The organism is Campylobacter helveticus, from assembly GCF_002080395.1.
GTDB lineage: Bacteria > Campylobacterota > Campylobacteria > Campylobacterales > Campylobacteraceae > Campylobacter_D > Campylobacter_D helveticus.
This window is the reverse complement of record NZ_CP020478.1, coordinates 524,644-541,119: the sequence shown is the minus strand read 5'-3', so window position 1 is coordinate 541,119 and position 16,476 is coordinate 524,644. Positions and strand designations below refer to the sequence as shown.

The following is a 16,476-nucleotide window of genomic DNA, read 5'->3' as shown; positions in this document are numbered from 1 at the left end:
TTAATTTTTTGGCAAACTTTTATTTGCCATTTGATAGATAAAAGCAAAAACCTCCGCAACAGCCTTATACATATTAGGCGGTATCTCATCGCCAAGGTCAAGCTTACTTAAAATTTCTATCAAATCCTCATCTTCTTTAATCGGCACTCCGTGTTCTTTGGCTAAAGAAATGATTTTAGAAGCATTTTCGCCTTTACCACTTGCCAAAACTTTAGGTGCCGAATCTTTCCTTTCTCTTTGGTATCCTAGTGCTACGGCTTTTTTGATGGATTTTTTAATCTTACTCATACTCTTTTATCCATACCCATTTGCAAATCGTAATTTTTCAAATCTCTTGGGTCAAATTTCGAGCGGATAATATCGCCCACAAAAAAATTAGAGCTTAAAAGTCCCGCTTTATTAATATTTCTTTTGAGCTCGTGAGCGTTTTCGTAAATGAGCTTTCTAAATTCCTTATTTTCCGCCATAATGTTAATGTCAATGTATTTTTCATTATTTAAAGAAACCAAAATTTCTAAATCCCCAAGCTTGGCAAATTCAAGCTTAATTTGGGCGAAAAATTTATCTTTTTTACCGCGTCTAAAAATAATCTTAGACTCATTTAAATCGTCCCAAGAAAAAGGTAGGTAAGTGTTAATCGAATCATTTGCCAAAGACATTAATTGATTCATTTCAATCTGTGCTAAAAGACGATTTGCTTGATTATAAACCGCATCATTTCCCTCATTTTTAGCCTGACTTGCAACTTGAAGTAAAGTTGATTTAACATCATTTTGAATTTCATAACTCACATCTTGAGTGCTTTTGAGTTTGATATTTTGCAAATCCTTAATAGAGCTCACAAGCTTATTTTCCAAATTTTTAAGCTCGTTTAAATTGAGTTTTGCATTTTGTGCCAAAGGGTCAAGCTGCCTTAAATTTTCGTTAATTTTTCTATTAAGAGCCGAAATATCCTTACTAAGACTTTCTAACTCTTCTAAATTTTGTCCTTGAGGCACTTTAAAAGCTAAATTTTTAAACACTTCTTTATTTACCTCTTGATTTTTAAAGATACTATCCGGGATTTTTGTCTGCCCCATTAAAGTTTTTTCCTCGTGAGGCTTTCCTTCTTTTAGCACTTCTTTTGGGTATTCTTTAACATTTTCTTTTTGAATTTCTTTAGGATTTTCCTTAGCGTGAGGCTTATCCTTAGGTGCTTCTTTGTCTAAATTTTCCCTTATTTCTTTATTTGGTTTTTCTTCCATATTGTCTAATTTTTCATTTTTATCGGCTTCTTGTTTTTTGATTTCTTCAAATTCCTCTTTATCTCCCTTAGTATCCTCTATTTCTTTATTTTGTTTTTCTTCCATATTGTCTAATTTTTCATTTTTATCGGCTTCTTGTTTTTTGATTTCTTCAAATTCCTCTTTATCTCCCTTAGTATCCTCTATTTTTTCCTGCGAAAGTGGCTTTTGCTTTTCTTCGTTTGGTTCTACTTTTGGACTTTCATTTTGATTTTCAAATAAATCTTTTAGTAAATCCTTAGCATCCAAATTTGCATTTTGTCCCTCATTTGTGGCGTGATTTTGAATGATTTTATCTAGGTGATTTTGCAATTTCTCAAAACTTTGCATCGCTTGTTTTAAAAGTATCGAATCTTTTATAAGCAAATTTTCGGGCTTGGCTAAAGTTTTAATGAAATCGTCCTTTATTTTAGTCAATTCTTTTGCGAAATTTTGTGCTAAGGCGGTGATTTTACTTTCTGCAAGTTGAGGATTTTTATTAATGTAATTTTTAAAATTTTCTAATTTTTGTGAAAGCTCAAGCAAAGGCTTAAAAGCACTATTGTTAAGAATTATTTTATTTTCACTTTTATTTTGCATAATAATACTAGCCAACTCTTTAAGCGAGTCTTTGGGGCTTAAATTTTTATCTGCCAAAGAGGCGATTTGTGTGGCTATCTTATCGCTACTTAAAGATTTTATAGAATTAATAAGACTATGAAAACTCTTTGGTAAAAGTTCCTCATTTAAAGCATTTTTAAGTTTAGCTTCAAAAAAAACACCCGAATTTTTAAGCAAAGGGGCAAAATCCTTAGCCGTGATTTCACTTGCTGGTTTTAAAAGAATTTCGATTTTACTAAGCAAAGGGGCAAAAGTTTCGCTTTTACTAAGCTCTTTGCTTAAAAGTTTGAGTTCATTGACAAAATTTGGAGCAAAATTGAGCAAATTTGCCTGCTTTAAAATAGGCGAATTTGGGTTTTTATTAGCATTAATTTGACTAAGTAATTTATTAATAATCTCTTGTAATTTTTGATTGATTTCATTTTGAGCGAATTTTTGCAAGGCTTCATTAGGCGTGGCGACTTGATTACTCAGTCCTAGTTTTTGCCTTAAATTTTGCGTTAAAAGCTCATTAGGGCTTAATTTCTCTTTATCTTTAGGAACATTTAAATCACTTTTTATATCCGTTCTTTGTGTCGATATTTGTGAGCTTAATTTTGTATTAATCATTAAAAATCACCGCATTTCCAAGATTTTTCTTAAATTTTTTATTTAAAATATTTGGCTTATTAATCGCAAAAAGAATTAACAAACCAAGCAAAATAATATAAAACCACACAAAACCCCCAGCTCCATAATACTCCATCAAAACGCCCAAAGCAAGGGGAGAAAGCAATGAGCCTAAGGAATAGCAAAAAAGCACACCCCTACCAAGCTCCACCGCCCTACTTTTATCCTCTAACATATCGTTCGCTCTCGCTAAGGCTAAAGCATAAAGACAAAAAATTCCCATTCCTAAAAAAAGTGCAAGAATGTATTGTAAATAAAGATGTGGTTTAAAAAACGCATAACAAAGCATCGTTATAAAACCCACACTAGCACAAAACATAATAGCGATTTTACGCCCCATTTTATCACTCACCACACCGATAAACATTTGTGCGATAAAACCACCCATTATCGCACAAAACATAAAATAAGAAACAGCCTTAGCACCGTAATCTTGCAAAAGTATAAATAAAGAAGCCATAGAAAAAAAGCCGTTGATTAAAAGCCCAGCGATAAAACTCGTCATAATAGCTAAAGGCGCAATGTCAAAAACCTTAGGGATAGAAATTTCACTGACTTTTGGTAAAAGTGGCTCTTTGATTCTAATTAAATTAAGTGGTAAAGAAGAAAATAAAATTAACGCCGCCGAAACAATAAAAACAGCGTGAGGGTCTAAATCAAACGCGATGATTAAAATCCCCACTCCAAAAGAAAGATAAAAAACAAGCTCATAAAAGGCTAAAATGCGTGAGCGAACGGCATTTTTAGCCTTTTCATTTAGCCATGATTCTATAATCATCAACAAACTATAATAACAAATTCCTATCAAAAAACGCAAAAAAGCCCAAAATATCAAATTATCACTCAAGCTATGAAGCATAGCAGAAATTCCAAAAATAGCCCCAAAAAGCCCAAAAGAGCGGATATGTCCTATACGAGAAATAATTTTTTGTGAAAAAATCGTCCCGCACATCGCCCCTATAAAAAAACACGAACTTACTACGCCGACAGCAAAAGAACTTACGCCATTATCTTTTAAAATAACCCCTATGGAACTTATGATTAAGGCGTTTCCAGCAAACAAAAATGCCATACCGACAAATAAAGCCGTCATTGATTTAATAATTCTTTTTGCACTACTCATTTTTCACACATAAAATAAAAACAAATATCCCCGCCAAAAAAGCAGAAATTCCACACAAATATCCAGCCACAAAAAGTAAATTTTGACGCTGCAAAAACAAGAAACCGCCAACCAAAATCAAATAAGCCAAAAGCTTAAATAAAGAAAAAAATAAAGAAAAATTCCTCATCTTATCTTTAAATTTTATAACTAAATCGTCATTGTAGTGTTTAAAATTTATAATTTTTGAATTTTTTGGAGTTTTTTTGATAAAAATGGCTAAAGGTTTTGGCTCAAAATGCAAATTTGAACTTCGCACTAAAATCTTTTTTTTATAATTTAAATAAGAGCTTAAAATTATCAACAAAGTGCTAAAAAAAGCCACCTCAAAGCTCAAAACCAGCCCAAAACTTAATCCTTTAAAAATGAAAAACAATAGTAAAAAAAGCCCATTAATCACGCAAAGTATGAAAAAAAGAGCTTTTTTTTTATCCATTATCGTCCTTTTTAAGACTTTCTTTTACAAGAGTATCGCGTTTTTCAAATTCCTCATAACTTTTCATTTGTGCCTTATAAGCCTTATAGACATTTAAAATCGCCGCCGCAACGCCTATAAAAACACCCACCCAAAAAAGCCAAGGCGTGATATTTTTAAGCAAAAAGCCAAGCCCCACACCAAGCAAAACAGCTACAACCATAGAAATGCCAAGACTCAATCCATCAGCTGCCTCTAAACCTTTGCGAATAAAAACTTTTCTCTTACTCATAAAGTCTTAAAACTCTTTCTAGCCGCTTCTAAAGTTTTTATTATCATTTTTTCGTCCATTTTATCGCAAATAAATCCTGTTTCAAATTGCGATGGAGCGAGATAAATGCCTTGCTTTAACATATTTTGATGAAATTTGGCAAAAAGCTTTAGGTCGGATTTTAAGGCGTCTTGATAATTTTTGACAGGATTTTCTGTGAAAAAATAGCCAAACATCGACCCTACAAAAGTGGAAGTAAAAGGCACTCCCCTTTCTTCTGCTAGCTCACTTAAACCTTGCGTTAGCATCTTAGCAAGTCTTGCTAATCTTTTATAAAGCTCCTTATCTTTTTTCGCTTTAGAAATACTCACAATCCCCGCCGCCATAGCCAAAGGATTTCCACTGAGCGTTCCTGCTTGATAAACCCCTCCTAAAGGGCTTAAAATGTCCATTATCTCAGCTCTTGCTGCAAAAGCCGCAGCAGGTAAGCCTCCACCAATAACCTTACCAAAAGTAACGATGTCAGCCTCTATTTTATTAATACCAAAAGAGCCTAAAAATGAAGCCCTAAATCCGCTCATCACCTCATCAAAAATGAGCAATGCTTTATTTTGCTTACAAATTCTAGTAAGCTCTTCTAAGAATTCTTGCTCACCTAAAACAAGTCCCATATTTCCAGCGATAGGCTCGACAATCACACAAGCAATTTCTTCGCCGTGCTTTTCAAAAAGCTCTTTCACGCTTTGGATGTCATTATACCTTGCGACTAAGGTTTGCTTTGCCACTTCATTTAAAACGCCCAAAGAACTAGGCGTGTTAAAGGTCGCAGCCCCACTTCCAGCACTTACAAGCAAAGAATCACTATGTCCGTGATAGCAACCCTCAAATTTGAGAATTTTCTCCCTCTTTGTAAAACCTCTCGCAAGACGAATCGCACTCATAGTCGCCTCCGTGCCACTGCTAACAAAACGAATTTTGTCTAAGTGTGGGAAATTTTCTAACACAAGCTTGGCTAATTTACTTTCACTTAAAGTTGGCGCTCCAAAACTCGTGCCTTTTTTTAAAGCCTTTTTACAAGCTTTCACGATGTCCTTATCACAATGTCCAAAAAGTAAAGGTCCCCAGCTTTGCACAAAATCGATATATTTATTTCCTTCTATATCCTTGATGTAAGCACCCTTGCCCTGTGCGATAAAGCAAGGCTCTCCACCCACACTAGCAAAAGCTCTCACAGGCGAATTCACCCCACCAGCTATTACATTAAAAGCCTCTTTAAATGCTACCTTATTTGTCATCATTTCTCCTTGCTAACTTGTTTGATATAATTATATAAAGTTATTATCTCATCATTAGTTAATGAATAATTTGGCATTATAGACTTGACATCTTGCTCTTTCATTAAAGCCTCCTTAAAACGCTCAAAACTCAAATCCTGTATGCTAGGAATTTCATAAGCCTTTTTTTTATCTTTGTGCATATAATAGCCCAAAATTTGCCCCTCTCCCTTAGCTCCGTGGCATTTTTTACAGCTAATGCCTCTTGGATTTTCATATAGCATTTTTGCGTATTCTTTTTGCGTGATAAAATCTGCTGAAAAAAGCAAATTTAAACCCAAAGCAAGCAAGAGAAAAACACGCATCAATCTCTCCTTATCCTTGCAGGCACTCCCACATAAACGCCCTTTTCTTTCGCATCTTTGGCTAAAAGCGCTCCTCCTCCCAAAACACTTTCCTCATACAAGCTTAAATTCGGCAAAATGGCTGAATTTATCCCCATAAAACAAAGCCTTCCCACCTTAACATTCCCAGCACATTGCGCCCCAACGCTAATATGAGAAAAATCTCCTATCTCACACTCGTGCTCAATCACACAAGCCGTATTTAAAATTACGCCTTTTCCTATGTTAGCCTTAGCATTAACCACCACTCTTGGCATTATTAAAACTCCACTCTTGGCAATTTTTGCACTTGGGCTAATGATAGCGCTTGAGTGGATTAAATTGACAATTTTAAAGCCACACTTTTCAACCTTTTGGCTTATTTTTTCCCTTAGTGTATTTGATCCTATGGCAATAAAAATGTCAAATTTCTCAAGCTCTTCGCTAAATTTCAAACCCTTATAATCATCTAAAAATATCACTTCCTCATAGCCCATATCAAAAGCTACATCAGCACACACAAGCCCATGTCCGCCCGAACCATAAATATAAATTTTTTTAGTTTGTGCCATTAAATTTCTCCGTAGTCGCTTGTCCTTCTTTATTAACCCCGCTTCGTTTTAGCACCTTAAACGCTGTTAAAAAGAGAATTTTTAAATCCAAAAAAAAGGAGATATTTTCCACATAATACACATCAAGTTCGAATTTTTTCTCCCAAGAGATATTATTACGCCCATTCACCTGCGCCCAACCAGTAATGCCCGGTCTTACCTTATGCCTTAATTTTTGCCTTTCATTATAAAGGCTTAAATACTCCATTAATAAAGGTCTAGGTCCCACAAAGCTCATATCGCCTTTTAAGACATTAAAAAGCTGCAAAAGCTCATCTAGGCTTAAGCTTCTTACAAGCTTACCAAAGGACTTTAAGCGTAATTCATCGGGTAAAAGCTCGCCCCTTTCATCTCTTTCATCACTCATCGTTTTAAATTTATAAATCACAAAGGGCTTTTCATCTTTTCCCGGTCTAAGCTGCGTGAAAATCACGCTTTTTTGTGTAATTTTAAGCATTAAAGCAGTCAGCAAAATCACAGGCGAAAAAAGCACCAAAAGCACCAAAGCCAAACTTAAATCAAACGCCCTTTTTATAAAATTTTTATACATCTTTCATACTCTCATCATAAAGTTTTAAATACCTTTTTGCTATCTTTTCTTCGTCGTATTTTAAGGACTCTTTAAAGGCATTTTGTGCTAAATTCGCTCTTAATTTTTCATCATCTAAAAGCAGGCTAATTTTTTCGCTTAAATCTATCGCATCGCCTGTTTTTGCCCAAAGCCCATCATAAGCATTAGAAATAGCCTCCACACACCCCTCGCAATCACTCACCACACAAGCCTTAGCACAAGCCTTAGCCTCCATAATCGTTACAGGAAAGCCCTCCTTATAACTTGGCAAAACAAAAACATCACAAAGCCTAATCAGCTCCACCACATCACTCCTAGCACCCAAATAAAACACGGCTCCACTTTTAAGAAATTCTAAACTCGCACTTGAAATATTATCATCCGTGCCACCCACAAAAACAAAATTTGCCTTTTCCTTTAAGATTTCAGCCGCTTCGTAAAATTCTCTCACACCCTTATGCCACAAAGCCCTAGCTATCATCAAAACTATGGGCTTATCTTCCATTTGATTTGCTTTTAAAAAAGAATCTTTTTCTTCTTTAGGCACGGGAAGAGGGAAGAATTTTTTAAGATTAATCCCAACAGATTTAATCACACAAATTTTTTCTTCTTTTAAGCCCAAATTTTTCATAAAAATGGCATTGCTTTCATTAACAAAAATAAATTTTGTCGCAATTTTAAAGGCAAGTTTATAAAGAAAATTAATATTTAAACGCACTAAAAAGCTTTTAAAACTTTCATCGATATAAAAAGAACCAAGCCCCTCAACAAGAGCAAATTTATAAGGAATCTTAGCAAAATGTGCAGCTAAAATTCCAAAAGTATTACTTTTATGCGCACTCGTTTGCAAGAGGTCTAACTTTAAGCCTTGAAGCACTTTTTTAAGGTGTAAGAAATTTTTTATCACCACGAAAGGATTAAGGCTTGAGCGCTTTAAATCATAAAAGACAATGGGACAATCAAGCTCTTCAAGTCTCTTAGCATACTCATCTTTTGGCACTAGGATAAATACCTCATCACCCCTAGCTTTCAAGGCTTTGATAATGGGCGCTCTAAAATGATACACACTTGAGCCTGCGTGGCTTAAAAATCCTACTCTCATAATTTTAATTTATAGACCTTTGCTTCTTTGCTATCAACAATTAATTCATACAAGCTTTCATCAAATTTTCCAAAGAAAAACATTTGCACAAAAGCACTTTCAAACATCGCCTTATCCATCAAGATAAACTGCACATTAGGGATATTTGCGTCCTTGATGTGAAAGAGATAATATTTCGCATCTTTATCAATCTCCACCACACTATAATATTTTTGTTGCACTGAGGTGAATTCAACCAAAGAATTGATATTATAAAGCTTACCATTTAGCTCAAAACTTCTAAAATCGCTATGCAAAAGCATATTGTTGCTTAAAATAAGTTTGCCATCTTCATCATTACCCAAATAATAAGCCACGCTATATACAAAAGGATTTTCAAGTTCACCCGTTTCTAAACTCATATAAGAAAAACTCGCCACAGTGCCAAAAATCGCCGCCATACGAGAAGGCATATAAATGTAAATATCTCTAGTTTTAGGCGTTTGAAGTTCAAAATCTTTCTTGGAAAGTGCCGCTAAAAATACATTAACATTACTATAATTATAATCCTTCATCATAGCCTCTAAAATATCGTTATATGGAGTTTTAAAACTTTTTTCAGTGTATTCTACGCTTAGTCTTGCCATATTTGCCGCCGCACGAGGCTCTTTGCTTAAAACAAAAGAAGGGAAAAAATTATCCTTTCCTAAATGCTTTCCCCCATCTGCTAAGGTTTTTACATCACTATAATAGCGGATAGGATAGCCATAATCCCACCAAGCGACAATATAATCCTCCCTAGAAACATTATGCTTAAGATTATCCAAAATCGCCGCTTCGTTATAGCTAAAAACCGTATGCGCTCTGTATTGATAAATATGGCTTAAATTCGCCCACAAAGAAAAAAGTAAAACACCCACAATGTAAAAACTACACACAAAACGAATATCTCTTTTTCTCCACAAAAGCTCGAAAATCAAAGGCGTGAAAATCGCTAAAATCAGCAAAGAAAAAAGCAAACTATCTTCTAAAAAATACGCCCAAAAACTTTTATCAAATTCCACCCCCATACTCTCATACAATGCACTTTGATTAAAGTAAAAATAAGTCCCAAGTCCAAGCACGAAAAGGGGAAATACACCATAAAAAAATACTCTTAAAAATTTGGTATCTTTTAAAGGGCGTGTTTTTTGCACAAGAGTTAAAATTTGCACACTTAAAAATCCAAAACCAAGCGCCATAATAGGCACAGCATAAATGGTAAATCTAAGCCCCCCTCTAAGTGCTAAAAAACCAAGTGCTAACATCGGCAAAGCCAAGAGCATTACCTTATGCTTTTTGATGAGCCAAATTAGTCCAAAAATCGAAAGTAAAAAAACAAGCTCACTTCCGCTAATCCTCTGCATAAAAGTTCTCAAATCCACACTTTCAACCTCTTGTATGGTTAAATTGACATTAAAATATGCAAAACCTTGTGCCAAAGAAGCACTTTCATCACTTCTTAAAAGATAAAATTTAAGCTGATAAAGGATAGGGTCTATCCCTCCACTTAAAGCCAAAAATACCAAAACCGCTAAGGCTAAAAGCAAGATAATCTTAAAATTAAAAAATGAATTTTTAAGGATAAAAAGAGCAAAAAGCAAAACAATAATAGCACTTTGATAAAACCAAGCGATATTAGAAAGTGTGATGGCGCACAAAAGTGCCGCGATATAAAAAGATTTTTCTTTCCTGTGAAAAACAAAGACAAAAAGCACAAAAAGAGCGATAAAAGCTATATTTAAAGTGTAGCTTGAGGGATACCACCAAAGATAAAGCCCCATAAAAAATGGCAAAGCAAGTAAAGAAAAGGCATCTTTTCGTAAAATAAGCCTCATAAAAAAATATAAGATAAACATAGGAAGCACGATAGCTAACATATCCGTATCATAATATCCTGCCATTGTGCGGTTATAATAACTCTTTGCAATGCTTGCCAAAAATGCCGCAAAAAGCCCCATTAAAGGGCGTTTAAGCTCATTTGAAATCAAAAGAAGCGGCACAACGATAAGAGAAGAAAAAAACACACTCATATATAAAATAATGCTTTCAAAGCTAAATGGTGTGATTTTATAAAGCACATAGGTTAAAATAGAAAGCGAAGAATTGATAAAACTCAAATCGTTTTCTTGATGAAAACCAGCTATCTTATCTCTAGCACCCTCAGCAAAGGTGTAGCCGTCATTTGAGCTTATCATTAATTCATTATTGAAAAAATACTCATTAAAATCACTCGCCCAATAAATCCAGTAAAACCGACACAAAACACTAAAACCAAAAGCTAGTAAAATAAAAAATACCAACCTTAAATTTGCATTTTTCACACCCTCATTTTTCATTTTTGCCCCATTAAATATTTTAAAGCTATTTTTGCGATTTTAAGCTTATCAAATTCTAAAGCCCTCATTTTAGCTTTCTTTTTATAAGCCCGTCTTAATTCCTCATCTTCTATCATCGTCTTTAGTCCGCAAAGCATTGAATTTTCATTATCCACTTCAACCAAAAGTCCAAATTCATTACGCCCAAAAAGCTCCAAAGCACCACTTTGATGCTCGGTGCAAACCACAGCACACCCACAAGCAAGACTTTCGATTAAAACATTAGAAAAGCCCTCAAAAACCGAAGCAAAAGCAAAAAATTCGCATTTTGCCATATATTTGTAAGGATTATTATCAAAACCTAAAAGCAAAACCCTATCTTTTAAATCAAGCTCCAAAATCAGGCTTTCAAGCTCCTCTTTTAAAACACCCTCTCCTAAAATCACAAGTTTCAAATTTGTCTTAAGTTTGGAAAAAGCACGAATTAAAAGAGTGTGATTTTTCCCCTTGTCAAGACGCCCAACGCTTAAGATAAAAGGCTCTTTTAGGCTAATTGCTTCTTTTGATTTTAGTTCAATTGCCTCTAAATCCACAGCATTATAAAGCAACTCGCATTTGCTCTCTTTAATGTTAAAATTTTGGATTAAATCATTTTGATTACCTTTAGAATTTGGCAAAATTAAATCTGCTTTAGGATATAAAAATTTAATTAAAAGCTTATTTGCCAAAGAATTAAAATTATTTTTCGCATACATTACGCTTGGCGTTGTACATTCATTAACAATTAGACGCGTTTTAGAACCAAAAATTCTAGCCATTAAAGCGATATAATTAGGACGATTTAAAAATACAAATTCTACATCTATATCTAAATTTTTACAAAGTTTTTTATATTTTAAGGCTAAAAATGGAAGCTTGATAAATTTCATTAAGGCATTTTCGTTGGGGCTTGATTTTTCTAAAAAATGCACTTTAACATCTTCAAGCTCATAAGAAATTTTTTCATTCATTAAGATAATATGCACTTCAAATTTCATCTTTAAAAGTGGCACTAAAGTCGCTACAACCCTCTCAGCACCCCCACTACCTAAAGAATAAATAAAAATCGCTAATTTTTGCATAAAGCCACCCTTAATTTTGATAAACAAGCCACCGCTTTGCTAGGCACTACGCTTAATAGCAGCAAAATAAACGCCGGTGCATTAAGCTTAACCCCTAAGCTTTTAAACAAACACGCATACATTTTTTTATACTCATTTGCAAATTTTGCATAATACGCCGCCATTTTATAATAATTTGCACACACGCCCCTATAATCCTCATCATTTTTTAGCTCATTTTCTAAAATTTTCGCAAGCTCTAAATACCCAAGATATACTCTAAAAGCGTGTTTTTGTGCGCCTAAGGTTACACTATCTTCTCTTTTAATGCGGTAAATCCTTAAAGCCTTATGGATATAAAAACTTTTTTCCTCATATAAATTCACCCAAAGCGTGGCTTCGTTCCCATAAAAATCCTCGTTAAAACGCTGATTTTTAAGCAAAGATTTCTTAAAAATGCTTAAAAACTCTCCGTGAAATTTCTGCATTAAAAAATCTTTCTTACTCACCTCACAATCACTCATTAACCCCTTGCCGCTAAACTCCTCACTTAGCACCCCATCTTTTTCTATCACGCAATTGCCAAAAATATGCGAGTAGCCCTCGTTTGCTTTTTGCATTAAAAGGCTTAAGGTCCCCTCAAGCATCTCATCATCATCATCTAAAAAGCCTATAAATTCGCCACTTGCATAATCAAGCCCGTTATTTTTGTTTCCATTAGGACCCTGCTTATAACGCGAATTTAGCACATATTTAATGCGCGTATCCTTTTTTTGCAAAGCTTCAACTAGCTCTTTGGTGCCATCATTTGAATTATCATCGCTAATAATAATTTCAAAATCTTTAAAATCCTGCCTCAAAACGCTTTCAACAGCCTTTTTAAGAAGTTCTTGTCTTTTATAAGTGGCTATGATGATGGAAAGCTTCATAAAACTTCTCCTATCAAGTCAAGCCATTTTTGCTTAATGTGTGAAATTTCATAATCTTTTTGCCTCTTCCTTGCATTTTCCACTAAATCATTTCTTAAATTCTCATCATTTAAAATTCTTTCAAGTGCTAAAGCAAGGGCTTTTTCATCATTTAAAGGCACGATAAGTCCGTCTTTTTCATTTTCTATCAAATCCCTCGCGCCATTATAATACTCACTCGAAATTCGGCACACATCAAAATATAAGCTTTCTATTAAAACGGTTGGCAAACCCTCGACAAAAGAACAAAGACAAAGTGCCCTAGCCCTAGCATAAAGCGAAGCCATATCCTCAATGCGTCCTAAAAACTCCACTTTTGCACCCAAAGCCCTAGCCTCTTGCTCTAAGGCGCTCTTAAGCTCTCCGTCCCCCACTATGCAAAAACGATAATTTAAAAGCAAATCGCCCTTTAAAAGTGCCACCGCTTTAATAAACATCGAAGCATTTTTATTAAAATCCAAACGCCCAACAAAAAGCACCAAATTTTCTTTTTGTGGTAAAGAAAGCTGATTTGAAGAAAAATGACAAGGATTATTTAAAACCAAAACCTTCTTAACAAATTTTTCATAAAATGCCTTATCACTCGCACCAAGCACACTCAAAGCACTCGCATAAGGATAGCTCAGTCTTCTTAAAAGTCGCCAAAATTTAGATTTTAAATAAGCCTCATTGCTATGCTCACTGATGATTAAAGGGGTTTTAAGTCCTATTTTAGCAACGATACAAGCGATATTAGTCGTATCCAAAAAAGAGATAAAAACATCGCTTGGACTTTCTTTTAAAGCTTTTCTTAATGCAAAAATTTTCTTAATGCGACTTGCGATTTTATGGTAAAGATTATGAAAACTAAACTGTGGCAGGGTTTTTAAGACTATCTCTTTTTCAAGCTTATAAAAAGAATCTTCTGGGTGAAATTTAATAATACAAACCTCATGTTCCTTACAAAGTGCATTTGCTAAGGTTACCAAAACCCTCTCCGCTCCGCCAGAATTTAAAGTCGCTATGATGAAAGTGATTTTCATAAAGTTTGCTCCAAGCTGATTTTACCTTTTTCGACCTTATAAATTTTATCGCAATTTTTTATCGTAGAAAGCCTATGTGCTATGATGATGAGGGTCTTATCTTGAGAAATTTTATAAATTTCGTCCATAATTTTTGCTTCACTTTCATTATCTAGTGCCGAAGTCGCTTCATCTAGGATGAGAATTTCGGGCTTTGTATAAAGTGCTCTTGCTATGGCGATTCTTTGTCTTTGTCCTCCGCTTAAATTACTTCCTCCATCGCCTACTTTAGTTTGCACACCTTCTTCTAAATTTTGGATAAAATCCTCCAAATTTGCCTGTCTTATCACTTCTTTTAGTAAAGCTTCATCAACCTCATCTCCAAAGCTAATATTTTTAGCAATGCTGTCATTAAAAAGATAAATTTGCTGAGGGATATAGCCTATCTTTCTACGAAAGGTTTTGATGTTTTTTTCACAAAGTGGCGTGTCATCGACAAAAATTTGCCCACTCGTTGGCTTTAAAAGTGAGCTTAAAATATCCACAAAGGTGCTTTTTCCACTCCCACTTTCACCGATAAATGCGATTTTTTCACCTTTTTTAAGCGTAAAATTGATATTTTCAAAAAGCATAGCTTTATTTTCGTAATGGAAGCTAAGATTTTCAAGGCGTAATTCTTTAGTGAAATTTAATTCCCCTTCCGCATTTTTCTCTTCTTTTTCTTTTAAAATTTCAAAAAGAATATCTAAAGAAGAGTGATAATAAAGCAAATCGTGATAAGAGCTTATAATGCGATTTGCACTTGGCATAAGCCTATAAAGAGCCAAAACAAAAATGGAAATTGTCGCTAAAATATTTGAAATATCACTTTCATACTTAAACACCAAAAAAACAACGATAAAAACTAAAACACAAAAACCCACCGCCTCTAAATAAATTCTAGGCAAAGCATTAATGCTTTCGTTGGTAATATTTGCTTTTGAAAAAGCTTCACTTTGGGCTTTAAAAAGTTTCAAAACGCCCTCTTCTTTAGTCTTTAACTTAATGAATTTAAAATTATTTAAATTTGTATTTAAAATTTCAAAAAAGCTTTTCATCGCCTTTTCTCTTTCAATCCCTGCTTTTTTGATGAAAGGACTTAAAATTTTTACCAAAATAAAAGCATTAAGAAGCATAAAAATACTTAAAAAAATTGTAATTTTATAGTTAATCAAAAGCATTAAAGCGTAAAGTAAAAGCACTACAAAAATTTCGCTCATCATCAGCAAAAAAGATGAAAGCATAGTGCTAAGATTATAAACTTCTCCCGTGATGGACTTTAAAATCGCAGATTGATTTTTTTGAGTAAATTTTTCATAACTTATATGCAAAAATTTAGCAAAAATCTTAGAGGCGATAGCGTGGTAACGCCCCTTAGAAAAACGCGCCAAAAGATGAAAATACCACGCATTTAAAATAGCTCTTAAAAGATAAAACGCTATCATTATAAGCCCTAGATAAATGATAATCTTAAAGGCGGGCAAATTTAAACTTTGCTTAATGTTTATTAAAAACGCATTTCTTTCAAAATAAGAAAAATCGCTCGCCAAAGTGATAAAAGGCATTACTAAAGATATGGCAAAAGTTTCTATAAAAGAAATGAGTATAGAAAAAGCCAATAAAGAAAACAAAAAACGCTTATCCTCTTTGGAGAGGATAAAAAAAAGTTTTTTTAACACTGCTGTTCCCAATCATACGAGGACCTACAAATAAGTTCTAAATCATCGTATTTAGGTTTCCAAGAGGTTAATTTGCGAATTTTTTCAGCATTTGAGATTAAAACAGAGGGGTCTCCCGCTCTTCTAGGTGCAAGTTCGACCTTAAAATCCACCCCGCTTACCCTTTTCATTGCCTCAATGACTTCTTTAACAGAAAAGCCGTGTCCATAACCCACATTAAAGACATTACTCTCATTTGTCTCTAAATATTCAAGCCCCGCTAAATGCGCACTTGAAATATCATCAACATGGATAAAATCCCTAATGCAAGTGCCATCTTTTGTATCGTAATCATCTCCAAAAATGAAAAGCTTCTCTCTCTTACCAGCAGCAACCTCAGCCGCAACTTTAATGAGTAAAGTCGCCTTAGGGTAGCGTTGTCCTAGCTTAAAATCCATACAAGCACCAGCAACATTAAAATAACGCAAAATGCAATGCTTGAAATTTGGATTTGCCCGACTTGCATCACGCAAAACTTCCTCACTCATCAACTTAGAACGCCCATAAGGATTGATAGGCTCAAGGGGACTTAACTCACTTACCACAGGAGTTTGTGGCTCACCATAAGTCGCAGCTGTGGAAGAAAATATAAATTTATTCACATCATTTTCTAAACAGGTTTGGATTAAATTTGAAGTATTTGCAGTATTGTTCATATAATATTTTAAAGGATTTTGCATACTTTCAAAAACCTCAATACTCGCCGCAAAATGCACCACAGCGTCAAATTTCTCTTTTTTAAAGAGCGATTTAACTCCAGCAAAATCACTTAAATCCTGTTCAAAAAAGCTAAATTCTCTTATAGTTTTTAAATCATTAAGAGCGATTTTAGAGCCTTTGCTAAGATTATCTAGGACACAAATTTGATGGTTTGTATTTAAAAATTGTCTAAGCGTGTGAGAGCCTATATATCCAGCACCACCGGTAATTAAGATTTTCATTTTTTTCCTTTTTATTATTAAACTTCATCGTA

At 34.2% G+C, this 16,476-nt stretch carries 16 protein-coding genes; all 16 read right to left on the bottom strand.

The window, feature by feature from the left end; translation table 11 throughout:
• Genes CHELV3228_RS02840 through galE form a run of 16 tightly spaced genes read right to left on the bottom strand, consistent with a single transcriptional unit; the run spans position 1 to position 16,444 of the window.
• Positions 1-288 (bottom strand): FlhB-like flagellar biosynthesis protein, encoded by a 288-nt coding sequence (locus tag CHELV3228_RS02840; RefSeq protein WP_082199451.1) that lies wholly within the window; start codon positions 286-288, stop codon positions 1-3.
• Complete coding sequence (gene fliK / locus CHELV3228_RS02835) at positions 285-2,492, bottom strand: flagellar hook-length control protein FliK (RefSeq protein ID WP_082199450.1); 2,208 nt, start codon at positions 2,490-2,492, stop codon at positions 285-287. Before fliK ends, CHELV3228_RS02840 begins: the two co-directional genes overlap by 4 nt.
• On the bottom strand, positions 2,485-3,675 hold the full coding sequence (locus tag CHELV3228_RS02830) for an MFS transporter (RefSeq protein WP_082199449.1): 1,191 nt from the start codon (positions 3,673-3,675) through the stop codon (positions 2,485-2,487). The genes fliK and CHELV3228_RS02830 overlap by 8 nt, the downstream gene beginning before the upstream one ends.
• The gene (locus CHELV3228_RS02825) at positions 3,668-4,150 is read right to left on the bottom strand and encodes a hypothetical protein (protein WP_082199448.1); all 483 of its coding nucleotides are present in this window, start codon (positions 4,148-4,150) and stop codon (positions 3,668-3,670) included. Before CHELV3228_RS02825 ends, CHELV3228_RS02830 begins: the two co-directional genes overlap by 8 nt.
• On the bottom strand, positions 4,143-4,421 hold the full coding sequence (locus CHELV3228_RS02820) for an AtpZ/AtpI family protein (protein ID WP_082199447.1): 279 nt from the start codon (positions 4,419-4,421) through the stop codon (positions 4,143-4,145). Before CHELV3228_RS02820 ends, CHELV3228_RS02825 begins: the two co-directional genes overlap by 8 nt.
• On the bottom strand, positions 4,418-5,695 hold the full coding sequence (hemL, locus tag CHELV3228_RS02815) for a glutamate-1-semialdehyde 2,1-aminomutase (protein WP_082199446.1): 1,278 nt from the start codon (positions 5,693-5,695) through the stop codon (positions 4,418-4,420). Before hemL ends, CHELV3228_RS02820 begins: the two co-directional genes overlap by 4 nt.
• Positions 5,695-6,039, bottom strand: coding sequence for a c-type cytochrome (locus tag CHELV3228_RS02810; RefSeq protein ID WP_082199445.1), 345 nt, complete (start codon positions 6,037-6,039; stop codon positions 5,695-5,697). The genes hemL and CHELV3228_RS02810 overlap by 1 nt, the downstream gene beginning before the upstream one ends.
• Entirely contained in the window at positions 6,039-6,629 is a 591-nt protein-coding gene (gene pglD, locus CHELV3228_RS02805; RefSeq protein ID WP_082199444.1) for a UDP-N-acetylbacillosamine N-acetyltransferase, read from the bottom strand. Before pglD ends, CHELV3228_RS02810 begins: the two co-directional genes overlap by 1 nt.
• Positions 6,616-7,218, bottom strand: a complete 603-nt coding sequence (pglC, locus tag CHELV3228_RS02800; protein WP_082199443.1) for an undecaprenyl phosphate N,N'-diacetylbacillosamine 1-phosphate transferase — start codon at positions 7,216-7,218, stop codon at positions 6,616-6,618. Before pglC ends, pglD begins: the two co-directional genes overlap by 14 nt.
• Complete coding sequence (gene pglA / locus CHELV3228_RS02795; protein WP_082199442.1) at positions 7,211-8,341, bottom strand: N,N'-diacetylbacillosaminyl-diphospho-undecaprenol alpha-1,3-N-acetylgalactosaminyltransferase; 1,131 nt, start codon at positions 8,339-8,341, stop codon at positions 7,211-7,213. Before pglA ends, pglC begins: the two co-directional genes overlap by 8 nt.
• The gene (locus CHELV3228_RS02790) at positions 8,338-10,698 is read right to left on the bottom strand and encodes an STT3 domain-containing protein (RefSeq protein ID WP_082199441.1); all 2,361 of its coding nucleotides are present in this window, start codon (positions 10,696-10,698) and stop codon (positions 8,338-8,340) included. The genes pglA and CHELV3228_RS02790 overlap by 4 nt, the downstream gene beginning before the upstream one ends.
• Complete coding sequence (gene pglJ, locus CHELV3228_RS02785) at positions 10,695-11,798, bottom strand: N-acetylgalactosamine-N,N'-diacetylbacillosaminyl-diphospho-undecaprenol 4-alpha-N-acetylgalactosaminyltransferase (protein WP_082200733.1); 1,104 nt, start codon at positions 11,796-11,798, stop codon at positions 10,695-10,697. The genes CHELV3228_RS02790 and pglJ overlap by 4 nt, the downstream gene beginning before the upstream one ends.
• Positions 11,786-12,706 carry a GalNAc(5)-diNAcBac-PP-undecaprenol beta-1,3-glucosyltransferase gene (pglI, locus tag CHELV3228_RS02780; RefSeq protein WP_082199440.1) on the bottom strand — a complete coding sequence of 307 codons (921 nt, stop codon included), beginning with the start codon at positions 12,704-12,706 and terminating at the stop codon, positions 11,786-11,788. The genes pglJ and pglI overlap by 13 nt, the downstream gene beginning before the upstream one ends.
• Entirely contained in the window at positions 12,703-13,767 is a 1,065-nt protein-coding gene (gene pglH / locus CHELV3228_RS02775) for a GalNAc-alpha-(1->4)-GalNAc-alpha-(1->3)-diNAcBac-PP-undecaprenol alpha-1,4-N-acetyl-D-galactosaminyltransferase (RefSeq protein WP_082199439.1), read from the bottom strand. The genes pglI and pglH overlap by 4 nt, the downstream gene beginning before the upstream one ends.
• The gene (gene pglK, locus CHELV3228_RS02770) at positions 13,764-15,464 is read right to left on the bottom strand and encodes a BC-type lipopolysaccharide transporter PglK (protein ID WP_082199438.1); all 1,701 of its coding nucleotides are present in this window, start codon (positions 15,462-15,464) and stop codon (positions 13,764-13,766) included. Before pglK ends, pglH begins: the two co-directional genes overlap by 4 nt.
• A complete protein-coding gene (gene galE / locus CHELV3228_RS02765) occupies positions 15,458-16,444 on the bottom strand; it encodes a UDP-glucose 4-epimerase GalE (RefSeq protein WP_082199437.1) in 987 nt (328 codons plus the stop codon). The genes pglK and galE overlap by 7 nt, the downstream gene beginning before the upstream one ends.
• Between the last annotated feature and the right edge of the window lie 32 nt (positions 16,445-16,476).

What these genes read in the sequence shown, in the direction of transcription:
- CHELV3228_RS02840 (WP_082199451.1), bottom strand. Translation starts at nt 288, where the DNA reads ATGAGTAAGATTAAAAAATCCATCAAAAAAGCCGTAGCACTAGGATAC.
- fliK (WP_082199450.1), bottom strand. Translation starts at nt 2,492, where the DNA reads ATGATTAATACAAAATTAAGCTCACAAATATCGACACAAAGAACGGAT.
- CHELV3228_RS02830 (WP_082199449.1), bottom strand. Translation starts at nt 3,675, where the DNA reads ATGAGTAGTGCAAAAAGAATTATTAAATCAATGACGGCTTTATTTGTC.
- CHELV3228_RS02825 (WP_082199448.1), bottom strand. Translation starts at nt 4,150, where the DNA reads ATGGATAAAAAAAAAGCTCTTTTTTTCATACTTTGCGTGATTAATGGG.
- CHELV3228_RS02820 (WP_082199447.1), bottom strand. Translation starts at nt 4,421, where the DNA reads ATGAGTAAGAGAAAAGTTTTTATTCGCAAAGGTTTAGAGGCAGCTGAT.
- hemL (WP_082199446.1), bottom strand. Translation starts at nt 5,695, where the DNA reads ATGACAAATAAGGTAGCATTTAAAGAGGCTTTTAATGTAATAGCTGGT.
- CHELV3228_RS02810 (WP_082199445.1), bottom strand. Translation starts at nt 6,039, where the DNA reads ATGCGTGTTTTTCTCTTGCTTGCTTTGGGTTTAAATTTGCTTTTTTCA.
- pglD (WP_082199444.1), bottom strand. Translation starts at nt 6,629, where the DNA reads ATGGCACAAACTAAAAAAATTTATATTTATGGTTCGGGCGGACATGGG.
- pglC (WP_082199443.1), bottom strand. Translation starts at nt 7,218, where the DNA reads ATGTATAAAAATTTTATAAAAAGGGCGTTTGATTTAAGTTTGGCTTTG.
- pglA (WP_082199442.1), bottom strand. Translation starts at nt 8,341, where the DNA reads ATGAGAGTAGGATTTTTAAGCCACGCAGGCTCAAGTGTGTATCATTTT.
- CHELV3228_RS02790 (WP_082199441.1), bottom strand. Translation starts at nt 10,698, where the DNA reads ATGAAAAATGAGGGTGTGAAAAATGCAAATTTAAGGTTGGTATTTTTT.
- pglJ (WP_082200733.1), bottom strand. Translation starts at nt 11,798, where the DNA reads ATGCAAAAATTAGCGATTTTTATTTATTCTTTAGGTAGTGGGGGTGCT.
- pglI (WP_082199440.1), bottom strand. Translation starts at nt 12,706, where the DNA reads ATGAAGCTTTCCATCATCATAGCCACTTATAAAAGACAAGAACTTCTT.
- pglH (WP_082199439.1), bottom strand. Translation starts at nt 13,767, where the DNA reads ATGAAAATCACTTTCATCATAGCGACTTTAAATTCTGGCGGAGCGGAG.
- galE (WP_082199437.1), bottom strand. Translation starts at nt 16,444, where the DNA reads ATGAAAATCTTAATTACCGGTGGTGCTGGATATATAGGCTCTCACACG.